The sequence below is a fragment of the Ruegeria sp. E8 genome (genome assembly GCF_056533985.1).
In genome coordinates this window covers 298435-319000 of sequence record NZ_JBQFOY010000002.1, presented here as the reverse complement: position 1 = coordinate 319000, position 20566 = coordinate 298435, and the positions used below count along the sequence as shown (strand labels likewise).

Below are 20566 nucleotides of genomic sequence, written 5' to 3'. Positions count from 1 at the left end.
GGCGCAGATGCTTCTGGCCATTGATTGCGGCAATACCAATACCGTTTTCTCGATCTGGGACGGTGAGGCGTTCCTGTGCACCCTGCGCACCTCGACCCACCACGCACGTACGGCTGACGCATATTTCACCTGGTATTCGACGCTGGTGAAACACTACGGCATTGAGGCGGATATCACCGATGTGATCATAGCTTCGACCGTGCCTCGGGTGGTGTTCAATCTGCGTATCTTTGCAGACCGTTTCTTTGGGTGTCGCCCACTGGTCGTGGGCAAACCCGATTGCCTGTTGCCCGTCCCGCCGCGTGTGGATGAAGGGACAGTGCCCGGTCCGGATCGATTGGCCAATGCGGTCGGTGCGTTTGACCGCCACGGCGGCAATGTGGTTGTGGTGGATTTTGGCACCGCGACGAATTTCGATGTCGTCGCGGCCGATGGTGCCTATGTGGGCGGCATTATCGCTCCGGGTGTGAACCTGAGCCTCGAGGCCCTGCATCAGGGGGCTGCGGCGCTGCCGCATATTGATATCACCCGACCAGACAAGGTGATCGGTACGAATACGGTTGGTTGTATCCAATCGGGTGTGTATTGGGGATATTCCGGCCTGATTGAGGGGCTTATCGCCCGGATCAAGGCCGAATACGGAATGCCGATGAAAGTCGTTGGAACCGGAGGGCTGGCCCCCTTGTTCGATCAGGCCGACGTGGGGTTCGACGCAATCGAAGATGATCTGACGATGCACGGTCTGACTGTGATCCATCGCTATAACAAGGATAGTGGCTCCGCATGAGCAGTGAAAGATTGATCTACCTGCCGCTGGGTGGCGCGGGTGAAATTGGCATGAATGCCTATGTGTACGGCTATGGTAAACCGGGGCAGGAACGTCTGATTCTTGTGGATTTGGGCGTCACCTTTCCCGATATGGATACCACGCCGGGCGTTGACCTGATCTACGCGGATATTTCGTGGCTGAAAGAGCGCGCCGATCGGCTGGACGGTGTTTTCATCACCCATGCGCATGAAGATCATATCGGTGCAGTGGCGCATTGCTATGAAGCTTTGGGCGCTCCGGTCTATGCGCGCGCCTTTACGGCCAATATTGCGCGCCGCAAGATGGACGAACACGCCCACCCGGCTGAGGCGGTGACGACCGTTTCCGCCTGGCCCGAGCAGGTCTCTGTCGGCCCGTTCACGGTTGGTTTCCTGCCGGTTTCGCACTCGATTCCGGAAAGTGCTGCGCTGGTCATCGATACGCCCGCTGGACGGGTTGTGCATTCGGGCGATTTCAAGCTGGATGCAGCTCCGGTCGTGGGCGAGGCGTTTGATCCTGATCTGTGGGCCGAGGTCGCCAAGCCCGGCGTCAAGGCGTTGGTCTGCGACAGTACAAATGTGTTTTCCAGCCATCCTGGCCGTTCGGAATCCGAAGTCGGCCCCGAGATCGTCAAGCTGGTGGAAAGCGCCGAAGGCATGGTTGTGGCAACGACTTTTGCGTCAAACGTCGCGCGGGTCAAAACACTGGCCGAGGCCGGTGAGCGGGCCGGGCGCTCGGTCGTTCTGTTGGGGCGGGCCATGCGCCGGATGATCGAAGCTGCGACCGAGACCGGCATTCTTGCGGATTTTCCCAAAGTGATCAGCGCGGAAGAAGCGCTGGACCTGCCACGTCAGAACCTGATGCTGATCGTGACCGGCAGCCAGGGGGAACGCCGTGCCGCCAGCGCGCAGCTCGCACGCGGCAAATACCGCGGTCTGGAACTGGCCGAGGGCGATCTGTTCCTGTTTTCCTCGAAAACCATTCCCGGGAACGAGCGGGGCGTGATCTTCATCATGAACCAGCTCAGCGAGAAGGGCGTGGATGTGGTTGATGACAGCTCGGGGCTTTATCACGTGTCCGGCCATGCGAACCGGCCCGACCTTGAGAAGGTCCACGCGCTGATCGATCCGCAGTTTGTGATCCCTATGCATGGTGAGCACAGGCATCTGCGTGAACACGTAAAACTGGCGGAACAGGGCGGCAGAACCGGAGCGCTGGCGGTGAACGGAACCATGCTGGACCTGAGCGGCAATGCTCCTGCGGTCGTCGATTACGTCGAAACCGGTCGAACCTATCTGGACGGTTCGGTGAAAATCGGCGCTTTGGACGGTGTGGTGCGGGATCGTATCCGCATGGCCTTGAACGGGCATGTCACCGTGACGGTGGTTCTGGACGAAGAGGATGAACCGCTGGGCGAGCCGTGGTGCGATACTATGGGCCTGCCCGAGACCGGAACGTCTCGTGCCGCGTTGGTCGAAGTGTTGGAAGAGGATCTGAACCAGTTCCTGATGCGGGCTGCGGCGAAGACTCTGCGCGATGACGACAAGCTGGAAGACGAAATGCGCCGGATCGTTCGGCAGACGGCCAAAGCGGAAATCGGCAAAAAGCCCGAAGTGACGGTGGTGGTCAGCCGGATGCGGTGAAACCGATCTGTCAGTCGTGTTCGGGCATCGGATAGCCCCTGAGACGCAGGAACAGATTGGCTTCTTCGTCGTTCTTGTAGAATGGAACCGATGATGGCGGCTCGGGCGAGGTCACCCGGGCCGCGATTTCTGCCAGAACCACCTCGGTTATGAATGGCAGATCCAGATCGCGCGCCCGATCCAACTGCACCCATTGAAGGTGCGACAGCTCATCCGAGGCGTGACTGAAATCATCCGGATCACCCTGCAGCGCGTCAGCATCGACCAGAAAAAACCGGGCATCGAACCGGCGGGGACGACCCGGCGGCGTTACCGCGCGAAAGACGAACTGTAGTGCGGCTGCTGCCGGCAAGTAACCCAATTCGGAAAAACTCTGCCAATCATCCGGAATTGCACCCGGCCATGTCCCCGGTTGGCCCAGGATCAGACCGGTTTCTTCCCATAGCTCGCGTATGGCAGCGGCGGCGAGGGCGCGTTGCATGCCCGGTTCGGCCTTTTCCGACAAGCGATCAAAGCACAGATCGGGCAAAGCTGTTGCCAAAGGAACATCTGCATCAGCCGGGTCGACCGCGCCACCGGGAAACACGAACTTGTTGGGCATGAAGGCAGCTTTGGAACCCCGCTGACCCATAAGGATCGACGGCTTGGTCCATCTGTCCCTCAGCACAATAACCGTTGCGGCGTCTCTGATGGCGGTCTTGTCGGGTGTCATGTCCAATTCGATCAGCTGGCTCGGGTCACGCAGGTTTGTCAAAACCATGCATGCGACGCGCCCACTGATACGCGACAACGGCGCCTTTCAGGCGTGGCAGAAGGTACAGGGACAACGCAACGCAGCCGATGGAAAAGCCAATGGCCATAGTCCACGGATCCGGCCGCCAGTGTACATAGGACACGTGCAGAGCCGGTGCCAGCAAATGGCCGACCAGCAGAATCGTCAGGTAAGCTGGCCCGTCATCAGCGCGATGATGAAACAGTTCCTGACCGCAGTTCGAGCAGGAATCGTTGACCTTGAGATAGCTGTGCAACAGCTTGCCTTCCCCGCAATTGGGGCATTTGCACCGAAACCCCTTGACCAGGGCAGGCCATGTTTCACGCTCATCTTCGGTGGTCGTCTCGATCGTCTGATCCGTCATAATATAACTCGCGCGTTAATCTTTGCGGGATAATGGGCCTGATCGGGTGAATTTAAAAGGGGGGTGCGTCGCTTTGCAACGCCTGCCGATTGAACCGGATTGCGACAACCTGAAAACCCTCAGAAAAAAATTTTCCGGTTCTGCGACGGAAAACCCGGCACGGCCCGTTTGAATGGGTATGAGCAGCGGCACTCGGGCCGCATCAACAAAAGGAAAACAGAAATGAAAAACGCGAAATTCATCTCGGCCATCGTTCTGTCGGCGGTTGCAGTCACTGGCACTTCTGTTTTGGCTGCTGGTCCAGGTGGGCGCGAGCCCGTGTCGTTTCAGGAACTGGACGCTGATGGCGACGGCCAAGTGACGCAACAGGAGATGGAGGCGCATCGCAACGCACGCTTCTCCAAAGCGGACACTGATGGGGACGGTCAGCTGAGCCTTGAGGAAATGCAGGCCGCTGCCCAGAAGAAAGCAAGCGACCGGGTTGCCAAGCTGTTTGAAAACAACGACGCAAACAAAGATGGCTTCCTTAGCCAGGATGAGTTGCCGAAACCGCGCCGGGCTGACAAGATGTTTGACCGGATGGACGCGGATAACAGTGGTGGAATCTCGGAACAGGAATTTGCCGATGCCAAGGATCGGATGGGACGGCACCATAAGAAAAAGCATCAAAAGTCGGACGCTGACGATAACTGATGCAGGATGGAGGACCTGACCTCCCACCCACAAGAAGTTCGCGGTGCTAATAGCGCCGCGAACACGCTCAGCGACGATGCGTTGCTGGGGCGGTTTGCTGATGGCGAAGCTGCGGCGGCGCGGGTGTTGACGGATCGGCTTGGGCCTCGTTGCTATTCGGTTGCGCTGCGCATGTTGGGCAATCGTGCCGAGGCGGAAGACGTGACGCAGGATGCGATGATGCGGCTATGGCAGATGGCGCCCGATTGGGTGCCGGGGCAGGCCAAGGTCTCAACCTGGCTATATCGGGTGACGCTGAACCTGTGTGTGGACATTCGGCGTAAGAAGACGCCCGACAGGTTATCGGATGTGCCCGAACCTGAAGACGGTAAGGCCAGCGTGGTTGACCGGATGCAGGATGAAGCGCGCAAGGATGCTTTGCAGTCGGCTTTGGCGGAATTGCCCGAGCGGCAGCGACAGGCGGTCGTGCTGCGCCATATAGAAGAACTGCCCAACCCCGAGATTGCCGGGATCATGGGCATTTCGGTAGAAGCAGTTGAAAGCCTGACCGCGCGGGGCAAGCGAAGCCTGACCGCGATTCTGGCCGGACGACGTGAAGAACTGGGGTATGACAATGGCGGATGAAGACCTGGAACTGGATCATTTGTTTGCTCAGGCGCGGCAGCAGCGATCGGCTCTGCCCGATGATCTGGCCGTACGTATCCAGACGGATGCTGAAGCAGTCCGCCTCACTCGCCTTGCATCGGAACCGCAACCGACACCTTCTATTTGGAATCGTATGGTCAGCGGTGTCGGGGGATGGCAGGGCTTCGGCGGGCTTGTCGCCGCAAGTGCAGCCGGTGTCTGGATTGGGTTTTCTGCACCAACATTTCTACCTGACCCGGCCACATTGCTGACGTCGCAAGAGACGACCTTTCTTGTGGCGGACCTAGGATTTGACTCGAGTTTTCTGGAGAGCACGGAATGAACGCTGATCCCAAGCCAAAACGCAGGTGGATCCCTGTTGTCCTGGCCGTGTCATTGGCTTTGAACCTACTGATCGTCGGTATCGCCGTTGGAACGGCGCTGCGCCTCAAAGGTGGCGATCACGCCAAAGCACCGCCGGGCTTTGGCCCCGCATTGTACCGCGCCCTGCCCAAAGATGACCGCAGGGCGATGCGGGGTGAATTGTCGGGCCTGCACAAAAAAGGGTTAAAGGGCCGCACCCAGGACTTCGACGCGTTGAGCCAGGCTTTGCGCGCGGTTCCCTTTGATCCGGTTGCCGTTCAGGATCTGTTGCAACAACAGGCGCAGGCCACCGCCAACCTACAACAAGCCCTGCAAACGCAATGGCTGGCACGCGTGAGTGCCATGAGTGATGAGGAACGGCAGGCGTATGCAGACAGATTGCAAGAGGTCGTTAAACGCGGGCCGCATGGGCACAAGAAACGGGATTGACCCCCTCAGGCCGCGCTTTGCCTGATGCTCACCTGATTGCGCCCCGCTTTCTTCGCCTCGTAAAGCGCTTTGTCTGCGGACTTTATCAAGCTCTCGACTTGTTCGGCGGCACGGTCCTGGGGTGTAAACACTGCCTGAGACGTTTTCAGCCCTATACTGACTGTTACATCAACCTGCGCCCCCTGATCCGGCAGGGGGAACGGAGACTGGCAGATGCTGTCACAGACAGTCTCGGCCAGTTTCAACGCCTGTTTGGGTGACACATCCGGCAGGCCAATCATGAATTCTTCGCCCCCGATGCGGGCGACGAATCCATGGGACCCCAGGGCCTTTCGCATCCGCTCCGCCGCTTGCGTTAGAACATGATCACCGCTGGCATGGCCATGGCCGTCATTGATCGCTTTGAAATGGTCTAAATCGGCCAACATGACGGCAAAACTGCGCCCAGTTCTGGCGGATTGCCGCGCGATCTGATCCAGGGCCCGCATGGCGTATCGGCGATTGTGCAATCCGGTCAGAGGGTCGATCCAGGATTCTGCAATACCTTTCCTGAGCGAGACCCGCATTTGATCAAGCCGCGCCTTGCGGGCGATCTGGTTGTCCAGCCTCAACCGAACCTCCTGCGCACAAAAACCGCCCAGGCAAACAGCATCCGCTCCTTTGTCCAGAGCCTCAGATGCTTGCCCGGCGTCCTCATCTGTCAGCACCCCAATCAACACAGTGTGTCGTGTCACGCTGCGTGACCTGAGATCGGCAAGAATGTTCAGGCCTGAGGGGTGCGTGCCCAGCTCGACCACAATTGCGTCCGGAATGGGACCGGACAAAACGCCCTTAAGGTTCGATTGAAGATGCCAGGACAAATTGAACTGGCGTTGATCAACCAGGGCCTTGTGCCACAAGGTACCGGTTCGGGCGAAATGGGTCAGAAGGCCGACCCGTGCCTTTGGGGGTGGTCTGAGCAAGGCCGGTGCCGGTTCCGCAAACCCAATGGGTTGCGTGCCGTTGCTGACCTGCAGGTCCTGAGTAGCTGCGCGCGCACGCAACAGACTGCGGATGCGCGCAAGCAGCAACGTGTCCTTAAACGGGTGCGTCAGCACATCGTCAAGCCCGTCCTTCAACGCCCGCAATCGGGCATCCCGGTCATTTTGCGCGGCAAGGGCAACAACCGGCACGTCATCAAGGCCGGGTTCCTTCGCAATCGTCTTCTTCACGTCCGCGGCCGTTCCATCCGGCAATGTCTGTGCTGTCAGAACAAGATCAGGTTGCGTACGACGAACAAGGGCCGGTAACCCCTCAAGCTTTTCGCCCTGCACCACGTGATACCAGGCCGCCGTCAGCTGAACCTTCAGCATGATGCGATTGGTTGATACCCCGTCGAGGACAAGGATAGTGCCTTGCACAGACATAGTTGCTCACCGTTGATTGCATGCGTGAACAAAGTGTTTATGAGTCTGGTTAACAAACCCTTTCCAAGACCGGAAATGAGCCCATTTTATGCCGATTTCATCCGATTCCGCCGAAACCCTTGCTCTGACAGCCCTGGGTTGGTTGGTGGGCAATGACGAGCTTTTGCCTGTTTTCCTGGGCTCGACAGGCGCATCGATAGAGGATGTGCGCGACCGGGCAGTGGATCCGGATTTTCTGGCCTCGGTGCTGGATTTTCTGGTGCTTGACGATTCGTGGGTCATGGCGTTTTGTGACGCCAATTCGCTTGCCTATGATCTTCCCGCCCAGGCAAGGGCGGTATTGTCCGGCGGCGCCGACGTACATTGGACCTGAACGTCCTAATCCGCAGGAGAACCTGATGCCGATAGATGCAATCGTCTTCGATAAAGATGGCACTCTGTTCGATTTTGCAAACACGTGGGGGGCCTTTGGGCGTTCGTTACTGATGCGCCTGTCGAACGGGGACGAAACCCGCGCGGCCGAGCTGGGCCAGGTGATCGGGTATGATTTCGAGAACGGAAAATACTTCGAAGACAGCATTGTGATCGCAGCGACCGTCGAAGAGATCGCAGAAGTTCTGGTCGCGCATGTCGACGCCCTGACCTTGCAGGAGATCGTCGAGCTGATGAATGCCGAGGCTGCTGCAGCTCCGCAGTCACCAGCTGTTCCTCTGGTTCCGTTTTTGGAAGGTCTACAGAAGTCCGGGATCAAGCTGGGCGTTGCAACCAATGACAGCGAGCATCCCGCGCTTCAGCATCTGGAATCCGTCGGGATACGGGGACATTTCGACTTTGTGGCCGGGTATGACAGTGGTCACGGGTTCAAGCCGGGGCCGGGTCAATTGCTGGCCTTCGCCGCGCATGTCGGGGTCGAGCCGTCGCGTATCGCCATGGTGGGCGACAGTCTTCATGACCTGCAGGCGGGGCGGGCTGCCGGGATGACCACAATCGGTGTTCTGACAGGTCTGGCCGAAGCGGACGCGCTGGCCCCAATGGCGGATGTGGTCTTGCCGGATATTGGGCATATTCCCGAATGGTTGGCGAAAAACTGATTGGCTTAGGCCGGCAATCGACGGCTTGAAATAAGAAACCGACATTTTCTGTCGCAGACGGAGCGGCCAGAACCGTGTCTTCGGGGCTTGCTTGTATAAGCAAGAACGGAGGTACCGATGGCCGAGACCACAACACGCAAGCGCCGTGGCGGAGGGCGTGCAGGGGCAGCTGCACGCAGAGGCAGCGCGGCGATTGATCAGATGCCCTGGAACCCACCCGTCAATATCGACCGCCCCACGGAACCGTTGGATCAGGCCGGGATTGAGGCGATTCATGACGGGGCCATGCGAATCCTCGAAGAGATCGGGATCGAATTCTACAACGAAGAGGCGATTGGTATCCTGCGCGAAGCGGGCTGTACCATCGAAGGCGACACTGTCCGAATGGGCCGCGATTTTGTCATGGAGATGATCGCCAAGGCCCCCAGCCAGTTTACCATCACCCCACGCAACCCGGATCGTACGATTGAGATCGGGGGCAAGAACATTCTGTTCGGCAACGTCTCGTCCCCGCCGAATTACTGGGACATGGAGATCGGAAAAAAGGTACCCGGCAATCGTGAGATGTGCCGGAACCTTCTGAAACTGACGCAGTATTTCAACTGTATCCATTTCGCGGGCGGTTATCCGGTTGAGCCGGTCGATATCCACGCCAGTATCCGCCATTTGGATGTGCTCTATGACAAGCTGACCCTGACCGACAAAGCGATGCATGCCTACTCGCTTGGTAAGGAACGCGTCGAAGATGTTATGGAGATGGTGCGTATCGCGGGCGGTTTGAGCCACGAGGAGTTCGAGGCGACACCGCGCATGTACACCAACATCAATTCGACTTCACCTCTGAAACATGACCACCCGATGATCGATGGATGTCTGCGGCTGGCGCGGCGGGGGCAGGCGATCGTGGTCACGCCCTTTACACTGGCAGGGGCGATGGCACCCGTGACGATGGCAGGGGCCGTGGCACAATCGCTGGCCGAGGCGCTGTGCGCAATCGCGCTTTTCCAGTATGTGCGTCCCGGTATTCCTTGCGTGATTGGCACATTCACCTCGAATGTGGACATGAAATCAGGTGCGCCTGCCTTTGGGACGCCGGAGTATATGCGCTCGACCCAGATGACCGGCCAGATGGCGCGGTTCTACGGTTTGCCGATGCGGTCTTCGGGTGTTTGCGCCGCAAACGTGCCGGACGGGCAGTCGATTTGGGAAACGTCGAACTCGCTCTGGGCGTCTGTGCAATCGGGTACCAACATGGTCTATCACGCGGCCGGTTGGCTGGAAGGCGGGCTGATAGCCAGCCCGGAAAAGTTCATCATGGATTGCGAAATCCTGCAACAAATTCAACGCTATATGGATCCGGAAATCACCGCAACCGGGCCGGATGAGATCGCGCTGGACGCAATCCGGGCGGTCGGGAATGACGGTCATTTCTTTGGCATTCAGCACACGCAGGACCGCTACACCACGGCTTTCTATCAACCGTTCCTGAGCGACTGGAAGAATTACGAAGGGTGGGAAGTTGCCGGTGGCATCTGGACAGCCGAGCGCGCTCATCACATGTTCAAAGAGATCATCTCGAGCTTTGAGGCACCCGCGATGGATGAGGGTATTCGCGAGGAACTGGCAGAGTTTGTCGAGCGTCGTAAAGCCGAAGGTGGCGCGCCTACGGATTTCTGATTTCAACCGAATACCAAAGTGATACTCGGTTGCATTCGCTACAACTCAGGGTGGATTTTGGCTATTTGTTAAGGATTTTCAGGCCACAGTGCAAAGGACACCAATCTGGGGCATCCGATGCATGGTCTGATCAATCGGGCGATACAGTCTTTTGTCTGCGCGACCTACGGGCAATCCTGCTGGTTGCGCGTGACCGAAGCCGCACGGCTGGGGTTTGTCGAATTTGAGGCGATGCTTGTCTATGACAATGACATGACCGTCCGGGTTATGGACGCGTTGAGTACTGATCTCAATCGGCCGCAAGCCGAGATTTTTGAGGACCTGGGTACATACCTCGTGTCCCATCCCAATATGGAAGGCTTGCGCCGCCTGCTCAGGTTTGGTGGTGTCAGCTATGTGGAGTTTCTGCATTCTCTGGATGATCTGGCGGATCGTGTGCGGCTGGCCGTGTCTGATTTGAACCTGCCGACCCTGGAGTTGAGAGAGCTTACAGCTACGGAATATCAACTCTACTGCGATCACGGTCTGCCGGGCTATTCCAGCGTCATGGTTGGTGTTTTGCGCGCAATGGCAGACGACTATGGCGCCTTGGTGATGTTGTCACATGAGGGCCAGACACAAGATAGCGACGTCATTTCCATCATCTTAATTGAAAGCGCCTTTGCGGAAGGCCGCCATTTTGATCTGGGGGCTCGGAGCGGATGACAGACACTCAAGAACTGGCCGGTCTTTTGGACACGCTGTGCCCAATGTTCCTTTTGGTGAACCCAAGTGGCTGCATTCAGCAAGCAGGCCCGACCCTGCAGAAACTGCGGCCGGAACTGCCGCTGGTGGGGCAGGGGTTTCTGGATGTGTTCGAATTGATCCGCCCCAGAACGGTCACGACCGTTCCTGCACTGATGTCGATGGCGGGGGCGAAGCTGCATCTGAAATTCAAAGATGAGCCGCGCACAACCCTCAAGGGGTTGGTCGCCCCCTTGCCGCATTCCGGCGGTGCAGTCATCAACTTGTCCTTCGGTATATCGATTCTGGATGCGGTTCGGGATTATGCGCTGACGAGCGCGGATTTTTCGGGCACTGATCTGGCGATCGAGCTCTTGTATCTGGTCGAAGCCAAATCAGCCGCGATGGAGGCGTCTCGCTCTCTGAACCTCAGGCTTCAGGGTGCTATGCTTGCTGCGGAAGAACAGGCTTATACTGATACGCTGACCGGGTTGAAGAACCGCAGAGCGTTGGACCATTTGCTGGGGCACCTGATCTCGACCAATTCCACTTTTGCCCTGATGCATCTGGATTTGGATTTCTTCAAATCCGTGAATGACAGGCTGGGGCACGCCGCCGGAGACCACGTCTTGCAGCAGGCAGCGCGTGTCATGCTAGAGGAGACACGCAGCCACGATACAGTTGCCCGCGTCGGCGGGGATGAGTTCGTGATTGTGTTCAAGGACCTGACGCGGGAAGGCACTCTGGCGTCCATTGCTGGACGTCTGATCGCGCGTTTGACCGAACCGATGATATTCCAGAAACAGCAATGCAGTGTTTCGGCCAGTATCGGTACGGCTCTGTCTACTCAGTTTCAAACGCTCAAGGCCGCCGACATTTTGCACGCGGCAGATTTGGCGTTGTATCAGGCAAAACGGGATGGACGGTCTTGCCATCGTTTGTATTCGACGCTGAGCAACGTGCAGTCCTAGGCGTCGGAACCCGGGGCCTCAGGCGGATTCGAAGGCTTCAGCCACCTTCTTTGCGATCTGTTGTCGGATCGGCGCGAGTTCTCCGACGACCGGCATCACAATCCCGGTGAAATTGGCGCGCGTCAGTTCCTCGGGCACATCTTCCAGAACATGGCCGCCTGTACAGGCAAAGAACGGCAGGCAAAGTGCCTGGCTCTCGGCACCTTGCGCGGCTTCGGCAATAGACGGCGGCTCTTCGACAAAGCCAACGCGGATGGATCGGAATGCGATCTTTTCGCCAAGCTGTTCGGCAAATTCCATCGTTACAGCCGAGGGGTTCCGGCTGCGACCTGACCCATGCGCGGCGATCACAAGATCGGTCGACTCTGCGGTCCAATGCAGTTCTGCCAATTTCTCTTCCAGCGCGCGCGCCGCCAAAACGGGCAGGTCGGGATCAATGCCTAACGGATCCAGAATCTGCACCGCGCGGTCGCCAACGCGCTTGGGTAAAGCGCTTGTAACGAACCAGCCATTTGCCATGAATAGCGGATAGATCACCGAGTTTTCGGGCAGGCTGTCCAGTTTTGTCTCCAACGCGCCGGGCGCCGCCAGAGTTGCCGATTGCACCGTCACATGTTCGGCCAGTGCGTCGACCTTGGCGGCAAATGCAGCCAGTGCAGCCTCGGCCGGTTCAGGATCGGACGGCTGGCCATGAGCGACGATAATGGCATGTGGCATGCGGATCTCCTGCTGCGTTGTGCGATAGGTGTTTCGCCTCGACCTGAAGTCAACATTACTGTTAGCCCAGAAGGGTTAGCCAAAGCCAGACGGTCAGGATGGATGCCGCAGTTCCGATCAGGACGGACGAGGCCGCAACCCGTTTGGCGCGATCGTAAAGATTGGCGAAAATATAGGCGTTGAAACCCGGGGCCATGGCGGCATTCAGAACACCCGAACGGAACAGATCCTGCGGCAGGCCGGTGGACTTACCGAACATCCACACAAGGCTAGGGTGCAGCAGCAACGAGATACAGCAGACAAAAGCAATGGCGCGCAGGTCGCCTTCGGGTTTGTATTTGACCAACACACCGCCCAAGGCAAACAGTGCACCAGGAAGGGCTGCGCGGGTGATCAGCCCCAGGGCCTCGTCGACCACGGCCGGAATAGAGAAGCCAGTCAGGTTGACCAGAAACCCAAGTGCGATCCCAAGGATCAGTGCGTTTTTGAACATCGCAGACAAGACAGACCGCACCATGCGCACGCCGCCATGACCGCGATTTCGAATAATCTCCATCACCGTAATTCCAACGCCGTAACAAAACGGAGAATGGAAGGCGATGATCGCGAAATTGCCCGTCAAGTTCTCAGGCCCATAGGCGCGCTCGGTGATGGGCAGCCCCAAAAGAACTGTGTTTGAGAACAGGCAGCAGAACCCGATGGCGACGCAGTCTTCCCAATCGCGACCGAATATTATGCGAGCTCCGAACAGACCTGCGCTGAAACACAACGCAGCAGCAGAATAGAAGCTTGCCAGAAGCCGGGGGTCGAAACTGGCGCTGAGGTCCAGATGCGCGATGGCCAGAAACAACAGGCAGGGAATAGCAAACCCTTGGGTGAACTTCATCAGCCCATCGACATGCACTTCTTTGAAATACCCTGTACGGGTTGCCGCGTACCCGGCACCGATCACAAGAAAGACCGGAAGAATGACATCGATCAGGCTTTGCAGCATGTGGCCCCCGTGCGGCAGGTTTGCCGCGATATCTGAGGGGCGCGGAGCAGGGGCCTAGTGCGCCTGATGGATCACCATCCCGTCAAAGGCGGGGGTGATGTGATCGGGTGTTTCTGCATCAACGGTCGCATAGTCGAGATCGATATGCATGTTGGTCAGAACCGCGCGCTTTGGTTGCAGCTGTTCGATCCAGCCCAGCGTCCTTTCCAGATGCGCGTGCGTTGGATGCGGTTTGCGGCGCAGGGCGTCGATGACCAGACAGTCCAGCCCCTCCATCTCGGGCCAGGCATCGTCGTAAATCTCGGCGACATCCGGCAGATAGGCGAGCTGCCCCATGCGGAATCCGAGGGAATCGATCGAACCGTGATTTACTTTGAACGGTCGAAACGGGATGGGGCCACCCGGACCGTCGATTTCAAAGGGGCCGTCGATGGATTTCAGTTCGAGGATCGGCGGATAGGGAGAGCCCTCGGGCTGAACGAACGCATATCCAAAACGTGCCAGCAGGGCGTTCTGTGTGTCGCCATCAGCCCAGATAGGCACTCGGGTTTTCATGTTGAACACAATCATACGCAGATCGTCAATTCCGTGCACGTGATCTGCGTGGGAATGCGTATAAACCACCCCGTCCAGCCGCCCGGTGCCCGTGTCCAGCAATTGGCTGCGCATATCCGGCGTGGTGTCGATCAGAACCGAGGTCGTTCCATCCGGCCCGTCGCGTTCAACCAACATCGAACAGCGTCGGCGGATGTTCTTTGGATTGGTAGGATCGCAATCACCCCAGTGACCGCCCAACCGCGGCACGCCGCCCGAGGAACCGCAGCCCAGAATTGTAAATCGCAACTCAGTCATGCAGCGGCCTTGTACAGGGCTGCCTTTGTGAACAGGCGGTCGAAATTTGCCTGAGTCTGAGCGGCAAAAGCGGCGTATTCCATACCGAAGACTTCGGCCCCTTTGCGCGCTGTATGTGCGGTATAGGCCGGTTCGTTGCGTTTGCCTCGATAGGGCGGCGGCGCCAGATAAGGTGCGTCGGTTTCCACCAGAATCCGATCCACTGGGGCGCTTGCGAAGATATCGCGCAGCTCCTGACTTTTGGGGAAGGCCGCGATGCCGGACATGGACAGGTAGAACCCCAGGTCCAGCGCGGCTTTGGCCAATTCCGCAGAGGATGAGAAACAGTGCATCACGCAGGAATACGGCGCGTTGCTGTATTCTTCCGCCAGAATGCGGGCCATATCATCATCCGCCGCACGGGCGTGAATGATCAAGGGCAACCCGGTGCGCTGGGCCGCTTCGATATGGATGCGCAGAGACTGTTTCTGCACCTCCGCACTGTCGGCTGTATAGTGATAGTCGAGGCCCGTTTCTCCTATACCCACGAATTTCGGGTGCTGCGTCAGGGCGACCAACTCATCGACCGAGGCCATCGGCTCGTCCGCTGCACTCATCGGATGCGTGCCGGCTGCATAGAAGATCGGCGCATGAGCTTCGGCGATTGCGCGAATGCCGGGTTCGTTGCGCAGTTTGGTGCAAATCGTCACCATTCGGGTCACGCCAGCCTCGGCGGCGCGCGCAACAATCTCGTCCAACTGGCCGTCAAAATCCGGGAAGTCCAGATGGCAATGGCTGTCAGTAATCTGGGGGGTGTCGCTCATCTGTTCTGACCGGCGGTTTCCTGTATCTTGAACACCGTATCTAGGACCAGAGCGGCAGGGTCAAGGTTCACCGCCTGACCATGTCGTGCGCGGGCGGTGATTGTCGCGGCAACCTCGGCCCAGCGACGGGCTTGATCCGGAGAAGCGGAGAGGCGCGACAGCGTTTCACCTTCGTTTGGTGCTGCTTCCGGAACCAGCGGTGCACCGGTTGCCCCGGTCAGGGCCAGCCGAGACAAAGCGACGTCGATCAGTGTCAGCAACAGCTCGAACCGCTCGGCGGCACCGCGCTGGGCTGCGGCCTCGGCCAGTGCCAGCGCGCGTTGCCGGTCCATACGGGGCAGGGTGCCCAGAATGGCAATCAGTTCAGCATAGATTTCAAGCCCGCCCAGATTGATTAGGCGCACGGCATCACCCACCGAGCCCGCAGCCAATGCGGCGAGATTTTCGGTCTGGGCAGGGGTGTCTGTGCCGGTTTGCGACAGTGCGGCTTGCATGTCTTCAGGACCCAGTGGGCCAAGCCGCAGTGTTCGGCATCGAGAGCGGATCGTGGGCAGCAAGCGCGAGGGTTGATGAGACACCAACAGCAGTGTGGTGCGTGCCGGAGGCTCCTCGAGCATTTTCAACAGGGCGTTGGCGGCGCTGACATTCATTTCATCCGCCGAATCCACAATCACAACGCGGCGACCGCCGTCAGCAGAAGACAGACCAAAGAACTTCCCGAGCTTGCGGATATCGTCCACGACAATCTCGCCCCGCAGCCGACCTTGATCATTCAGCGACCGGGTTATCGCCGCCAAACCCGGTTCTGCCCCGGCCTGAATGCGGTGTGATACCGGATGCTCGGGATCAATCTCGAGCGTCTCAGGCGGAGGTGGTGCGCCGAACAACCCGCCGTCGTCTGCAGGAGGCGTTGCCAGCAGAAATCGCGCAATCCGCCAAGCCAGTGTCGCCTTGCCAACGCCGCGCGGCCCGGTCAGCAGCCAGCCGTGATGCAGCCTGTCCGAATTGTAGGCTGTCAAGAATGCTTGTTCGGCTGCATCCTGACCAAAAAGCCGCGCGGTCTCACGCGGATGCGGTGCACCCGGCACCTGATCCGGAGAGGGGATATCGTCGCTCATCGTTTACCGCAAAACTGCCTGAACGATTTCTGTCACATCCTGCGCAACGCTGTCCATGTCTCTGTTGCCATCGACGATGCGAAACCGGTCTGTGAACTCATCGGCCAGCGCCAGAAAGCCCGCGCGCATTTTCTTTTGCAAATCGGGGCCGAAATCTTCGAACCGCTCTTCCGTGCCTTGCCGTCCTTTGGCGCGCGAAAGACCCGTTTCGGGGTCCATATCGATCAGCAGCGTCATGTCCGGTTCGCGACCGATCATCAGGCTGTGCAATTGATCCACGAGGCTGCGCAGATCGCCGCGCGACAGGCCCTGATACATGCGCGTGCTGTCGGCGAAACGGTCGCAGATCACCACATTCCCCGCCGCCAGCGCAGGTTCGATGGTGCGCTCCAAATGGTCACGGCGGGCTGCAGTGAACAACAGGATCTCGGTTTCGGCTGACCAGCGGTCCGGGTCGCCCTCCAGAACGAGGCTGCGAATTTCCTCAGCCCCCCGAGAGCCGCCGGGTTCGCGCGTCAGCACGACCTCATGACCTTGCGCGCGCAGGTGATCCGCCAGCATTCGCGCTTGTGTAGACTTGCCTGATCCGTCAATGCCTTCGAAGGTCAGAAATAACCCCGCTTTCGTCACATCGATTCCAGTGGGTTGTTGATCACGTCTTTCAGAACAATGCCGCCTACAGTCAGCATACGCACGACAAATCCACCAATCGGCACATCTTCGGCCGCCACCAGCGGACGTCGGATTTCCGGTAGCCCTTCGGGTTTGATCACCAGTTCGGCCAGTTGCTGACCTTTCTTGACCGGAGCGTTGATGGGGCCTTCATAGACCACCTCTGCCTCGACATTCTGCGTACCCAAGACTGGGAACAGGACGTTCAGATCGCCTTCGGGCACAAGGCCCACGGTCTTTTTCTCGCCCATCCAAAGTTGGGCTTCGGCTATCGGCGTTTCCGAGTTGGCAACTGTCCTCTCGACAAAATTTCGAAACGACCAGTTAACCACGGCCTCAGCCTCCTCTGCTCGCTGACCGGTGCTGTCCAGTCCCGTCAAAACAAAGATCACACGCCGGTCACCCTGTTTGGCAGAGCCGACGAGGCCATAGCCTGCCTCTTGCGTGTGGCCGGTTTTCAAGCCATCCGCGCCGATATCCAGCCGCAGCAGCGGGTTGCGGTTGCGGGCGTTCGATGGCGCGCGACCATCGAATTCAAACACCTCCTCGGCAAAGAGGGGGTAGTATTCCGGGAAGTCGGTGATCAACCGATCCGCAAGTACGGCCAGGTCATGCACCGACATCATATGCCCGGCTGCAGGCCAGCCATTTGAGTTCGCGAAGTTTGAGTTGTTCATGCCCATCTGCTTGGCGCGCTGGGTCATGTAACGCGCAAACCCAGCTTCTGTCCCGTCGGGGCTGAGCGCCTCGGCGATGACAACGCAGGCGTCATTGCCGGACAGGACGATTATACCGCGCAGCAAGTCTTCGACACTGACCCGGTCCTGGGTGTTCAGGAACATGGTGGAACCGCCATAGCTCATCGCATGTTCCGACACGGGCAGGGTTTCGTTCAGTGTCAAACGCCCGTCCCGCAGCGCTTCGAACGCGACGTACAGCGTCATGAGCTTGGACATCGACGCCGGGGGCAGGGGTTGGTCGGGCTCTTTGGAAAGCAGCACAGTGCCAGTAGTCTGATCGATCACATAGGCCGCGCGGGCGGATGTATCAAAGGCGTAGGCCGGAATTGCCATCACGGCAATTCCGATGGCCAGCACGGATGTTCGCAATGAGGATAGCATTCTGCGCCTCCCTGAATCAGTCGGATACGGTGAACGCGTCTTTGAAGCCAAGGTCTTTCACGTCCCTCTGAATGGCTTTGCGTTCGGCCCGGGTTGCGGCAGGGCCAACCAGCACCCGCCAGACGGTATTATTCGCGGTTTTCAGTTCCCGAACAACTGTCGGCATACCATTGCGGCGTACTTTTTGCGCGGCAGAGTTGGCATTTGCCTCGACGCTGAAGGTTCCGATCTGAACAAATGGTTTGCTCAGAGAGGTCGCTGCTGTTGTGGTCGCCGCTGCGGCTGCGGGTGTGGCCTCGGTCGCATCGATTGCGGCAGCGGCACCTTCGATCGGGTCCAGCGGCGTTTCGGTGATCTCTGCGGGATCTTTCTTTTGCCACCATTTCCGTTTGGCAGGCTTTTCCGCAGGTGCTTCGACCGGAGCATCCGACAGACCCGGAGAGGCCACAGCCGCCGCAGCTTCGGCGGCTAGCTCGGCACTGTCTGTCGCTGTGTCGGCTACAGCCACCGCAGTTCCTGCGGCGGCAGCGGCGGCAGCGGGTTCTTTCTTTTGCCACCACTTCCGCTTGGCCGGTTTTTCAGCAGGGGCTTCGGCCTGTTCATCCTCTGACGCTGTGGCCTCGGCAGTATCACTGGCGGTTTCTGCGCTTTCGACCGCATCGTCGTCAGAACTTGCGGCCGCTGTGGCAACCGTAGCCGTGCCAGCCGCCGCTGCGGCAGGCTCTTTCTTCTGCCACCACTTCCGTTTGGCAGGCTTCTCGGGATCACTTGCAGCCTGAACATCAGCAGTGCCATCAGCCGCGGCGACGGCGGTTTCCTCTGCGGCTTCTTCGACCTCAGTGGTCTCCTCTTGCGGCGCTTCCTCGATCTTTTCGCGCCGTAAAGCGACAACACTGATCTTGGTCGGGGCACCTGCGAGCAACCCAAGCTCTTGTGCCGCAGCGGACGAGACCTGAAGCGCAGGGCCGGGCAGGTCGCGCTGGCGACGGAACAAGGCACCCGTCACGGATTTGTTGTTGGACGTGTTCCGGATAACGACCCGCTCGGGCTGGGACACATCCGGGTGCGCAACCCAGATCCCGCCAAGGGATGGCCGACCATCCCACAATCCGGCTTCGGTGACCTGAAAGACATCAGGAGATTCGACGTCGCGTTGCGAGCCGCTGGACACTTCGGGCAAGAGTTCCGTTTTCCCCGAATTGTCGTCAGGCTTCTCAGCCGTCTCGGACGTCAAGAAAGCTTCTTCGCATCCAGCCAATATCGTTAAAGTCAACGCCAGATACGCCAGCCGTTTCGGCCCCGGGCGTGTCTCGATCGCTCGCTTCATCTGCTTATCCCTTGCCTGAAGGGGTTTCTTTCACAAACCCCGCTGCCGGTTTGCTGGTTCTGTATGCCAGCCTGTTACGGTCTTTCCTGCAGATCATAACGTGGCTGAAGTGTCATGGAAAGACCGCTGCACAGGCTTCGGCAAGATTTCCCGATTTCGACTTGCCTCTGCCTGAACTTGGCCTTAGACCCTGCCTTCGACGGGGAGGTGGCAGAGTGGTCGAATGCGGCGGTCTTGAAAACCGTTGGGCGTGAGAGCGTCCCCAGGGTTCGAATCCCTGTCTCCCCGCCACCAGCCTGAGAAGACGATTTCGACCACAGGTTACGCTCCGACCAGGCTGATCTGTGCGTTTTCCGGGATTATTTTCAACTCGGAATTCACTGGGTCGCTGCCTCAGCAGACATTTGTTTTTGGCCTTGTTTGATCCTGCGCGTCTGGTTCACTGAAAGAGTTTTGCCAGTAATCGCGGCGACCTTTGGCATGAAATTGAAGTGTTGGAAGAGATATTGGCAATGCGTAAAGGACAGGTTTTCTGGCCTATCGATATCGGCTCGAATTGGCTTGTCGACACGCTCGGCTCATTGACTGAATCGCCTAGCAACCATAGTATGAAGCAAGACTCCCAAATACTCTTTTTGTTAGTATCCAGACGGTTCTGAGTTACGTATTAGTCGTAAACGGAAGGCTGCTATGGCTACGTTTCAGGACGTTCAGGCAGCAGTGCATGATATTGCTGCGCGTTTGAACGTCACACCAGAGCTTGCTCGTGCTGCGCTGATAAATCCGATATTGGCGCTTGAGGAACTCGGCTTTGACCTGGACCTTGCAGGTCGGCTTGAGTTGGAGGATCGGGCGCGGTTTTCAAAGAAGCAAATCGTTGAACGCCAAGGCTTGCGAAAAAAGATCTTCGCGGCGGCGGGGCATGAGTTTGATCCCGGACAACAACATGACCTTTCGGTGGTGCTTTTCGACGAGCTGAAACTGGACGAGGGCATTTCAAAACGCCCCGATCTGTCGCCCTTGTCGATACCCATTCGTGCAGCACGCGTTTCCACTTCCAAAATTAAAATGACGCGGGTGTCGGCTTCGAAAATTGCCCGTCAAACTCGCGTGAAGACCAAGGGCAAAGCCCTCGTGAAGATGGATCCAGGTCTGATTGGCACAGAAAAAATAAAAGACCCGCTGGAAGTGTTGGGCTCGACCCACAAGATCATTTCTCCGTTGCTTGCCTATAGGCAACTGGATGCCACGGTGCCGCGTTTCGCGCCCGAGGCGCTCTATCACGCCGTGCGATCCGGAAAACGGAGGCTTGCAAATATCACCCCCCGCGCCGTTGTCTCCGGCGCTGCTTGAAGACACCCGGGCGCTGTTCCACCC

Annotated in this window: 23 protein-coding genes and 1 tRNA gene; 13 read left to right on the top strand and 11 right to left on the bottom strand. The window is 58.4% G+C overall.

Features of this window, described 5'->3' with window-relative positions; all coding sequences use genetic code 11:
- The first annotated feature begins 7 nt into the window (after positions 1-7).
- A complete protein-coding gene (locus tag ACR0LF_RS05165; RefSeq protein WP_480575944.1) occupies positions 8-787 on the top strand; it encodes a type III pantothenate kinase in 780 nt (259 codons plus the stop codon).
- Complete coding sequence (locus ACR0LF_RS05160; RefSeq protein WP_480575941.1) at positions 784-2451, top strand: ribonuclease J; 1668 nt, start codon at positions 784-786, stop codon at positions 2449-2451. The genes ACR0LF_RS05165 and ACR0LF_RS05160 overlap by 4 nt, the downstream gene beginning before the upstream one ends.
- 10 nt (positions 2452-2461) lie before the next feature.
- Here the strand turns inward: ACR0LF_RS05160 and ACR0LF_RS05155 are convergent, their stop codons facing one another.
- Both ACR0LF_RS05155 and ACR0LF_RS05150 read right to left on the bottom strand, forming a co-directional pair.
- The gene (locus tag ACR0LF_RS05155) at positions 2462-3163 is read right to left on the bottom strand and encodes an NUDIX hydrolase (protein WP_480576191.1); all 702 of its coding nucleotides are present in this window, start codon (positions 3161-3163) and stop codon (positions 2462-2464) included.
- A gap of 25 nt (positions 3164-3188) precedes the next feature.
- Complete coding sequence (locus ACR0LF_RS05150; protein WP_480575938.1) at positions 3189-3587, bottom strand: DUF983 domain-containing protein; 399 nt, start codon at positions 3585-3587, stop codon at positions 3189-3191.
- Positions 3588-3809: 222 nt separating this feature from the next.
- On the opposite strand from ACR0LF_RS05150, the gene ACR0LF_RS05145 reads away from it, so the two are divergent.
- The 4 genes from ACR0LF_RS05145 to ACR0LF_RS05130 are packed head-to-tail and all read left to right on the top strand — an operon-like array spanning position 3810 to position 5717.
- Positions 3810-4280: an EF-hand domain-containing protein gene (locus ACR0LF_RS05145; RefSeq protein WP_480575935.1), complete on the top strand. Its 471-nt coding sequence runs from the start codon at positions 3810-3812 to the stop codon at positions 4278-4280.
- A gap of 6 nt (positions 4281-4286) precedes the next feature.
- Positions 4287-4904 carry an RNA polymerase sigma factor gene (locus ACR0LF_RS05140; protein WP_480575933.1) on the top strand — a complete coding sequence of 206 codons (618 nt, stop codon included), beginning with the start codon at positions 4287-4289 and terminating at the stop codon, positions 4902-4904.
- Complete coding sequence (locus ACR0LF_RS05135) at positions 4894-5247, top strand: hypothetical protein (RefSeq protein WP_480575930.1); 354 nt, start codon at positions 4894-4896, stop codon at positions 5245-5247. Before ACR0LF_RS05140 ends, ACR0LF_RS05135 begins: the two co-directional genes overlap by 11 nt.
- A complete protein-coding gene (locus ACR0LF_RS05130) occupies positions 5244-5717 on the top strand; it encodes a periplasmic heavy metal sensor (RefSeq protein ID WP_480575927.1) in 474 nt (157 codons plus the stop codon). Before ACR0LF_RS05135 ends, ACR0LF_RS05130 begins: the two co-directional genes overlap by 4 nt.
- A 5-nt stretch (positions 5718-5722) precedes the next feature.
- Here ACR0LF_RS05130 and ACR0LF_RS05125 read toward each other — a convergent pair whose 3' ends face one another.
- Positions 5723-7123, bottom strand: coding sequence for a diguanylate cyclase (locus ACR0LF_RS05125; protein WP_480575924.1), 1401 nt, complete (start codon positions 7121-7123; stop codon positions 5723-5725).
- A gap of 88 nt (positions 7124-7211) precedes the next feature.
- Here ACR0LF_RS05125 and ACR0LF_RS05120 point away from each other — a divergent pair, with 88 nt between their 5' ends.
- From ACR0LF_RS05120 to ACR0LF_RS05100, 5 genes are all read left to right on the top strand, one after another.
- Positions 7212-7496 carry a DUF3572 domain-containing protein gene (locus ACR0LF_RS05120; protein WP_480575920.1) on the top strand — a complete coding sequence of 95 codons (285 nt, stop codon included), beginning with the start codon at positions 7212-7214 and terminating at the stop codon, positions 7494-7496.
- Positions 7497-7521: 25 nt separating this feature from the next.
- Entirely contained in the window at positions 7522-8214 is a 693-nt protein-coding gene (locus ACR0LF_RS05115; protein ID WP_480575917.1) for an HAD family hydrolase, read from the top strand.
- A gap of 117 nt (positions 8215-8331) precedes the next feature.
- A complete protein-coding gene (locus ACR0LF_RS05110) occupies positions 8332-9891 on the top strand; it encodes a trimethylamine methyltransferase family protein (protein WP_480575914.1) in 1560 nt (519 codons plus the stop codon).
- A gap of 117 nt (positions 9892-10008) precedes the next feature.
- Positions 10009-10596 carry a heme NO-binding domain-containing protein gene (locus ACR0LF_RS05105; RefSeq protein ID WP_480575911.1) on the top strand — a complete coding sequence of 196 codons (588 nt, stop codon included), beginning with the start codon at positions 10009-10011 and terminating at the stop codon, positions 10594-10596.
- Positions 10593-11585 carry a diguanylate cyclase domain-containing protein gene (locus ACR0LF_RS05100; protein ID WP_480575908.1) on the top strand — a complete coding sequence of 331 codons (993 nt, stop codon included), beginning with the start codon at positions 10593-10595 and terminating at the stop codon, positions 11583-11585. Before ACR0LF_RS05105 ends, ACR0LF_RS05100 begins: the two co-directional genes overlap by 4 nt.
- Positions 11586-11603: 18 nt before the next feature.
- Here ACR0LF_RS05100 and ACR0LF_RS05095 read toward each other — a convergent pair whose 3' ends face one another.
- From ACR0LF_RS05095 to ACR0LF_RS05060, 8 genes are all read right to left on the bottom strand, one after another.
- Positions 11604-12302, bottom strand: coding sequence for a CbiX/SirB N-terminal domain-containing protein (locus ACR0LF_RS05095; protein WP_480575905.1), 699 nt, complete (start codon positions 12300-12302; stop codon positions 11604-11606).
- A 61-nt stretch (positions 12303-12363) separates the two neighbouring features.
- The gene (locus ACR0LF_RS05090; RefSeq protein ID WP_480575902.1) at positions 12364-13296 is read right to left on the bottom strand and encodes an AEC family transporter; all 933 of its coding nucleotides are present in this window, start codon (positions 13294-13296) and stop codon (positions 12364-12366) included.
- Positions 13297-13350: 54 nt separating this feature from the next.
- Positions 13351-14148 carry an MBL fold metallo-hydrolase gene (locus ACR0LF_RS05085; RefSeq protein WP_480575899.1) on the bottom strand — a complete coding sequence of 266 codons (798 nt, stop codon included), beginning with the start codon at positions 14146-14148 and terminating at the stop codon, positions 13351-13353.
- A complete protein-coding gene (locus ACR0LF_RS05080; RefSeq protein ID WP_480575896.1) occupies positions 14145-14951 on the bottom strand; it encodes a TatD family hydrolase in 807 nt (268 codons plus the stop codon). Before ACR0LF_RS05080 ends, ACR0LF_RS05085 begins: the two co-directional genes overlap by 4 nt.
- Positions 14948-16069 carry a DNA polymerase III subunit delta' gene (locus tag ACR0LF_RS05075; RefSeq protein WP_480575893.1) on the bottom strand — a complete coding sequence of 374 codons (1122 nt, stop codon included), beginning with the start codon at positions 16067-16069 and terminating at the stop codon, positions 14948-14950. The genes ACR0LF_RS05080 and ACR0LF_RS05075 overlap by 4 nt, the downstream gene beginning before the upstream one ends.
- A 3-nt stretch (positions 16070-16072) precedes the next feature.
- Positions 16073-16699 (bottom strand): dTMP kinase, encoded by a 627-nt coding sequence (tmk, locus tag ACR0LF_RS05070; RefSeq protein ID WP_480575890.1) that lies wholly within the window; start codon positions 16697-16699, stop codon positions 16073-16075.
- Positions 16696-17862: a D-alanyl-D-alanine carboxypeptidase family protein gene (locus ACR0LF_RS05065; RefSeq protein ID WP_480575887.1), complete on the bottom strand. Its 1167-nt coding sequence runs from the start codon at positions 17860-17862 to the stop codon at positions 16696-16698. The genes tmk and ACR0LF_RS05065 overlap by 4 nt, the downstream gene beginning before the upstream one ends.
- A gap of 16 nt (positions 17863-17878) precedes the next feature.
- On the bottom strand, positions 17879-19189 hold the full coding sequence (locus ACR0LF_RS05060; RefSeq protein ID WP_480575884.1) for an SPOR domain-containing protein: 1311 nt from the start codon (positions 19187-19189) through the stop codon (positions 17879-17881).
- A gap of 201 nt (positions 19190-19390) precedes the next feature.
- Between ACR0LF_RS05060 and ACR0LF_RS05055 the strand changes: the two genes are divergently transcribed.
- A tRNA-Ser gene (locus ACR0LF_RS05055) sits at positions 19391-19480 on the top strand.
- Between the two features lie 498 nt (positions 19481-19978).
- The gene (locus ACR0LF_RS05050; RefSeq protein WP_480575881.1) at positions 19979-20542 is read left to right on the top strand and encodes a hypothetical protein; all 564 of its coding nucleotides are present in this window, start codon (positions 19979-19981) and stop codon (positions 20540-20542) included.
- The last annotated feature ends 24 nt before the right edge of the window (positions 20543-20566 follow it).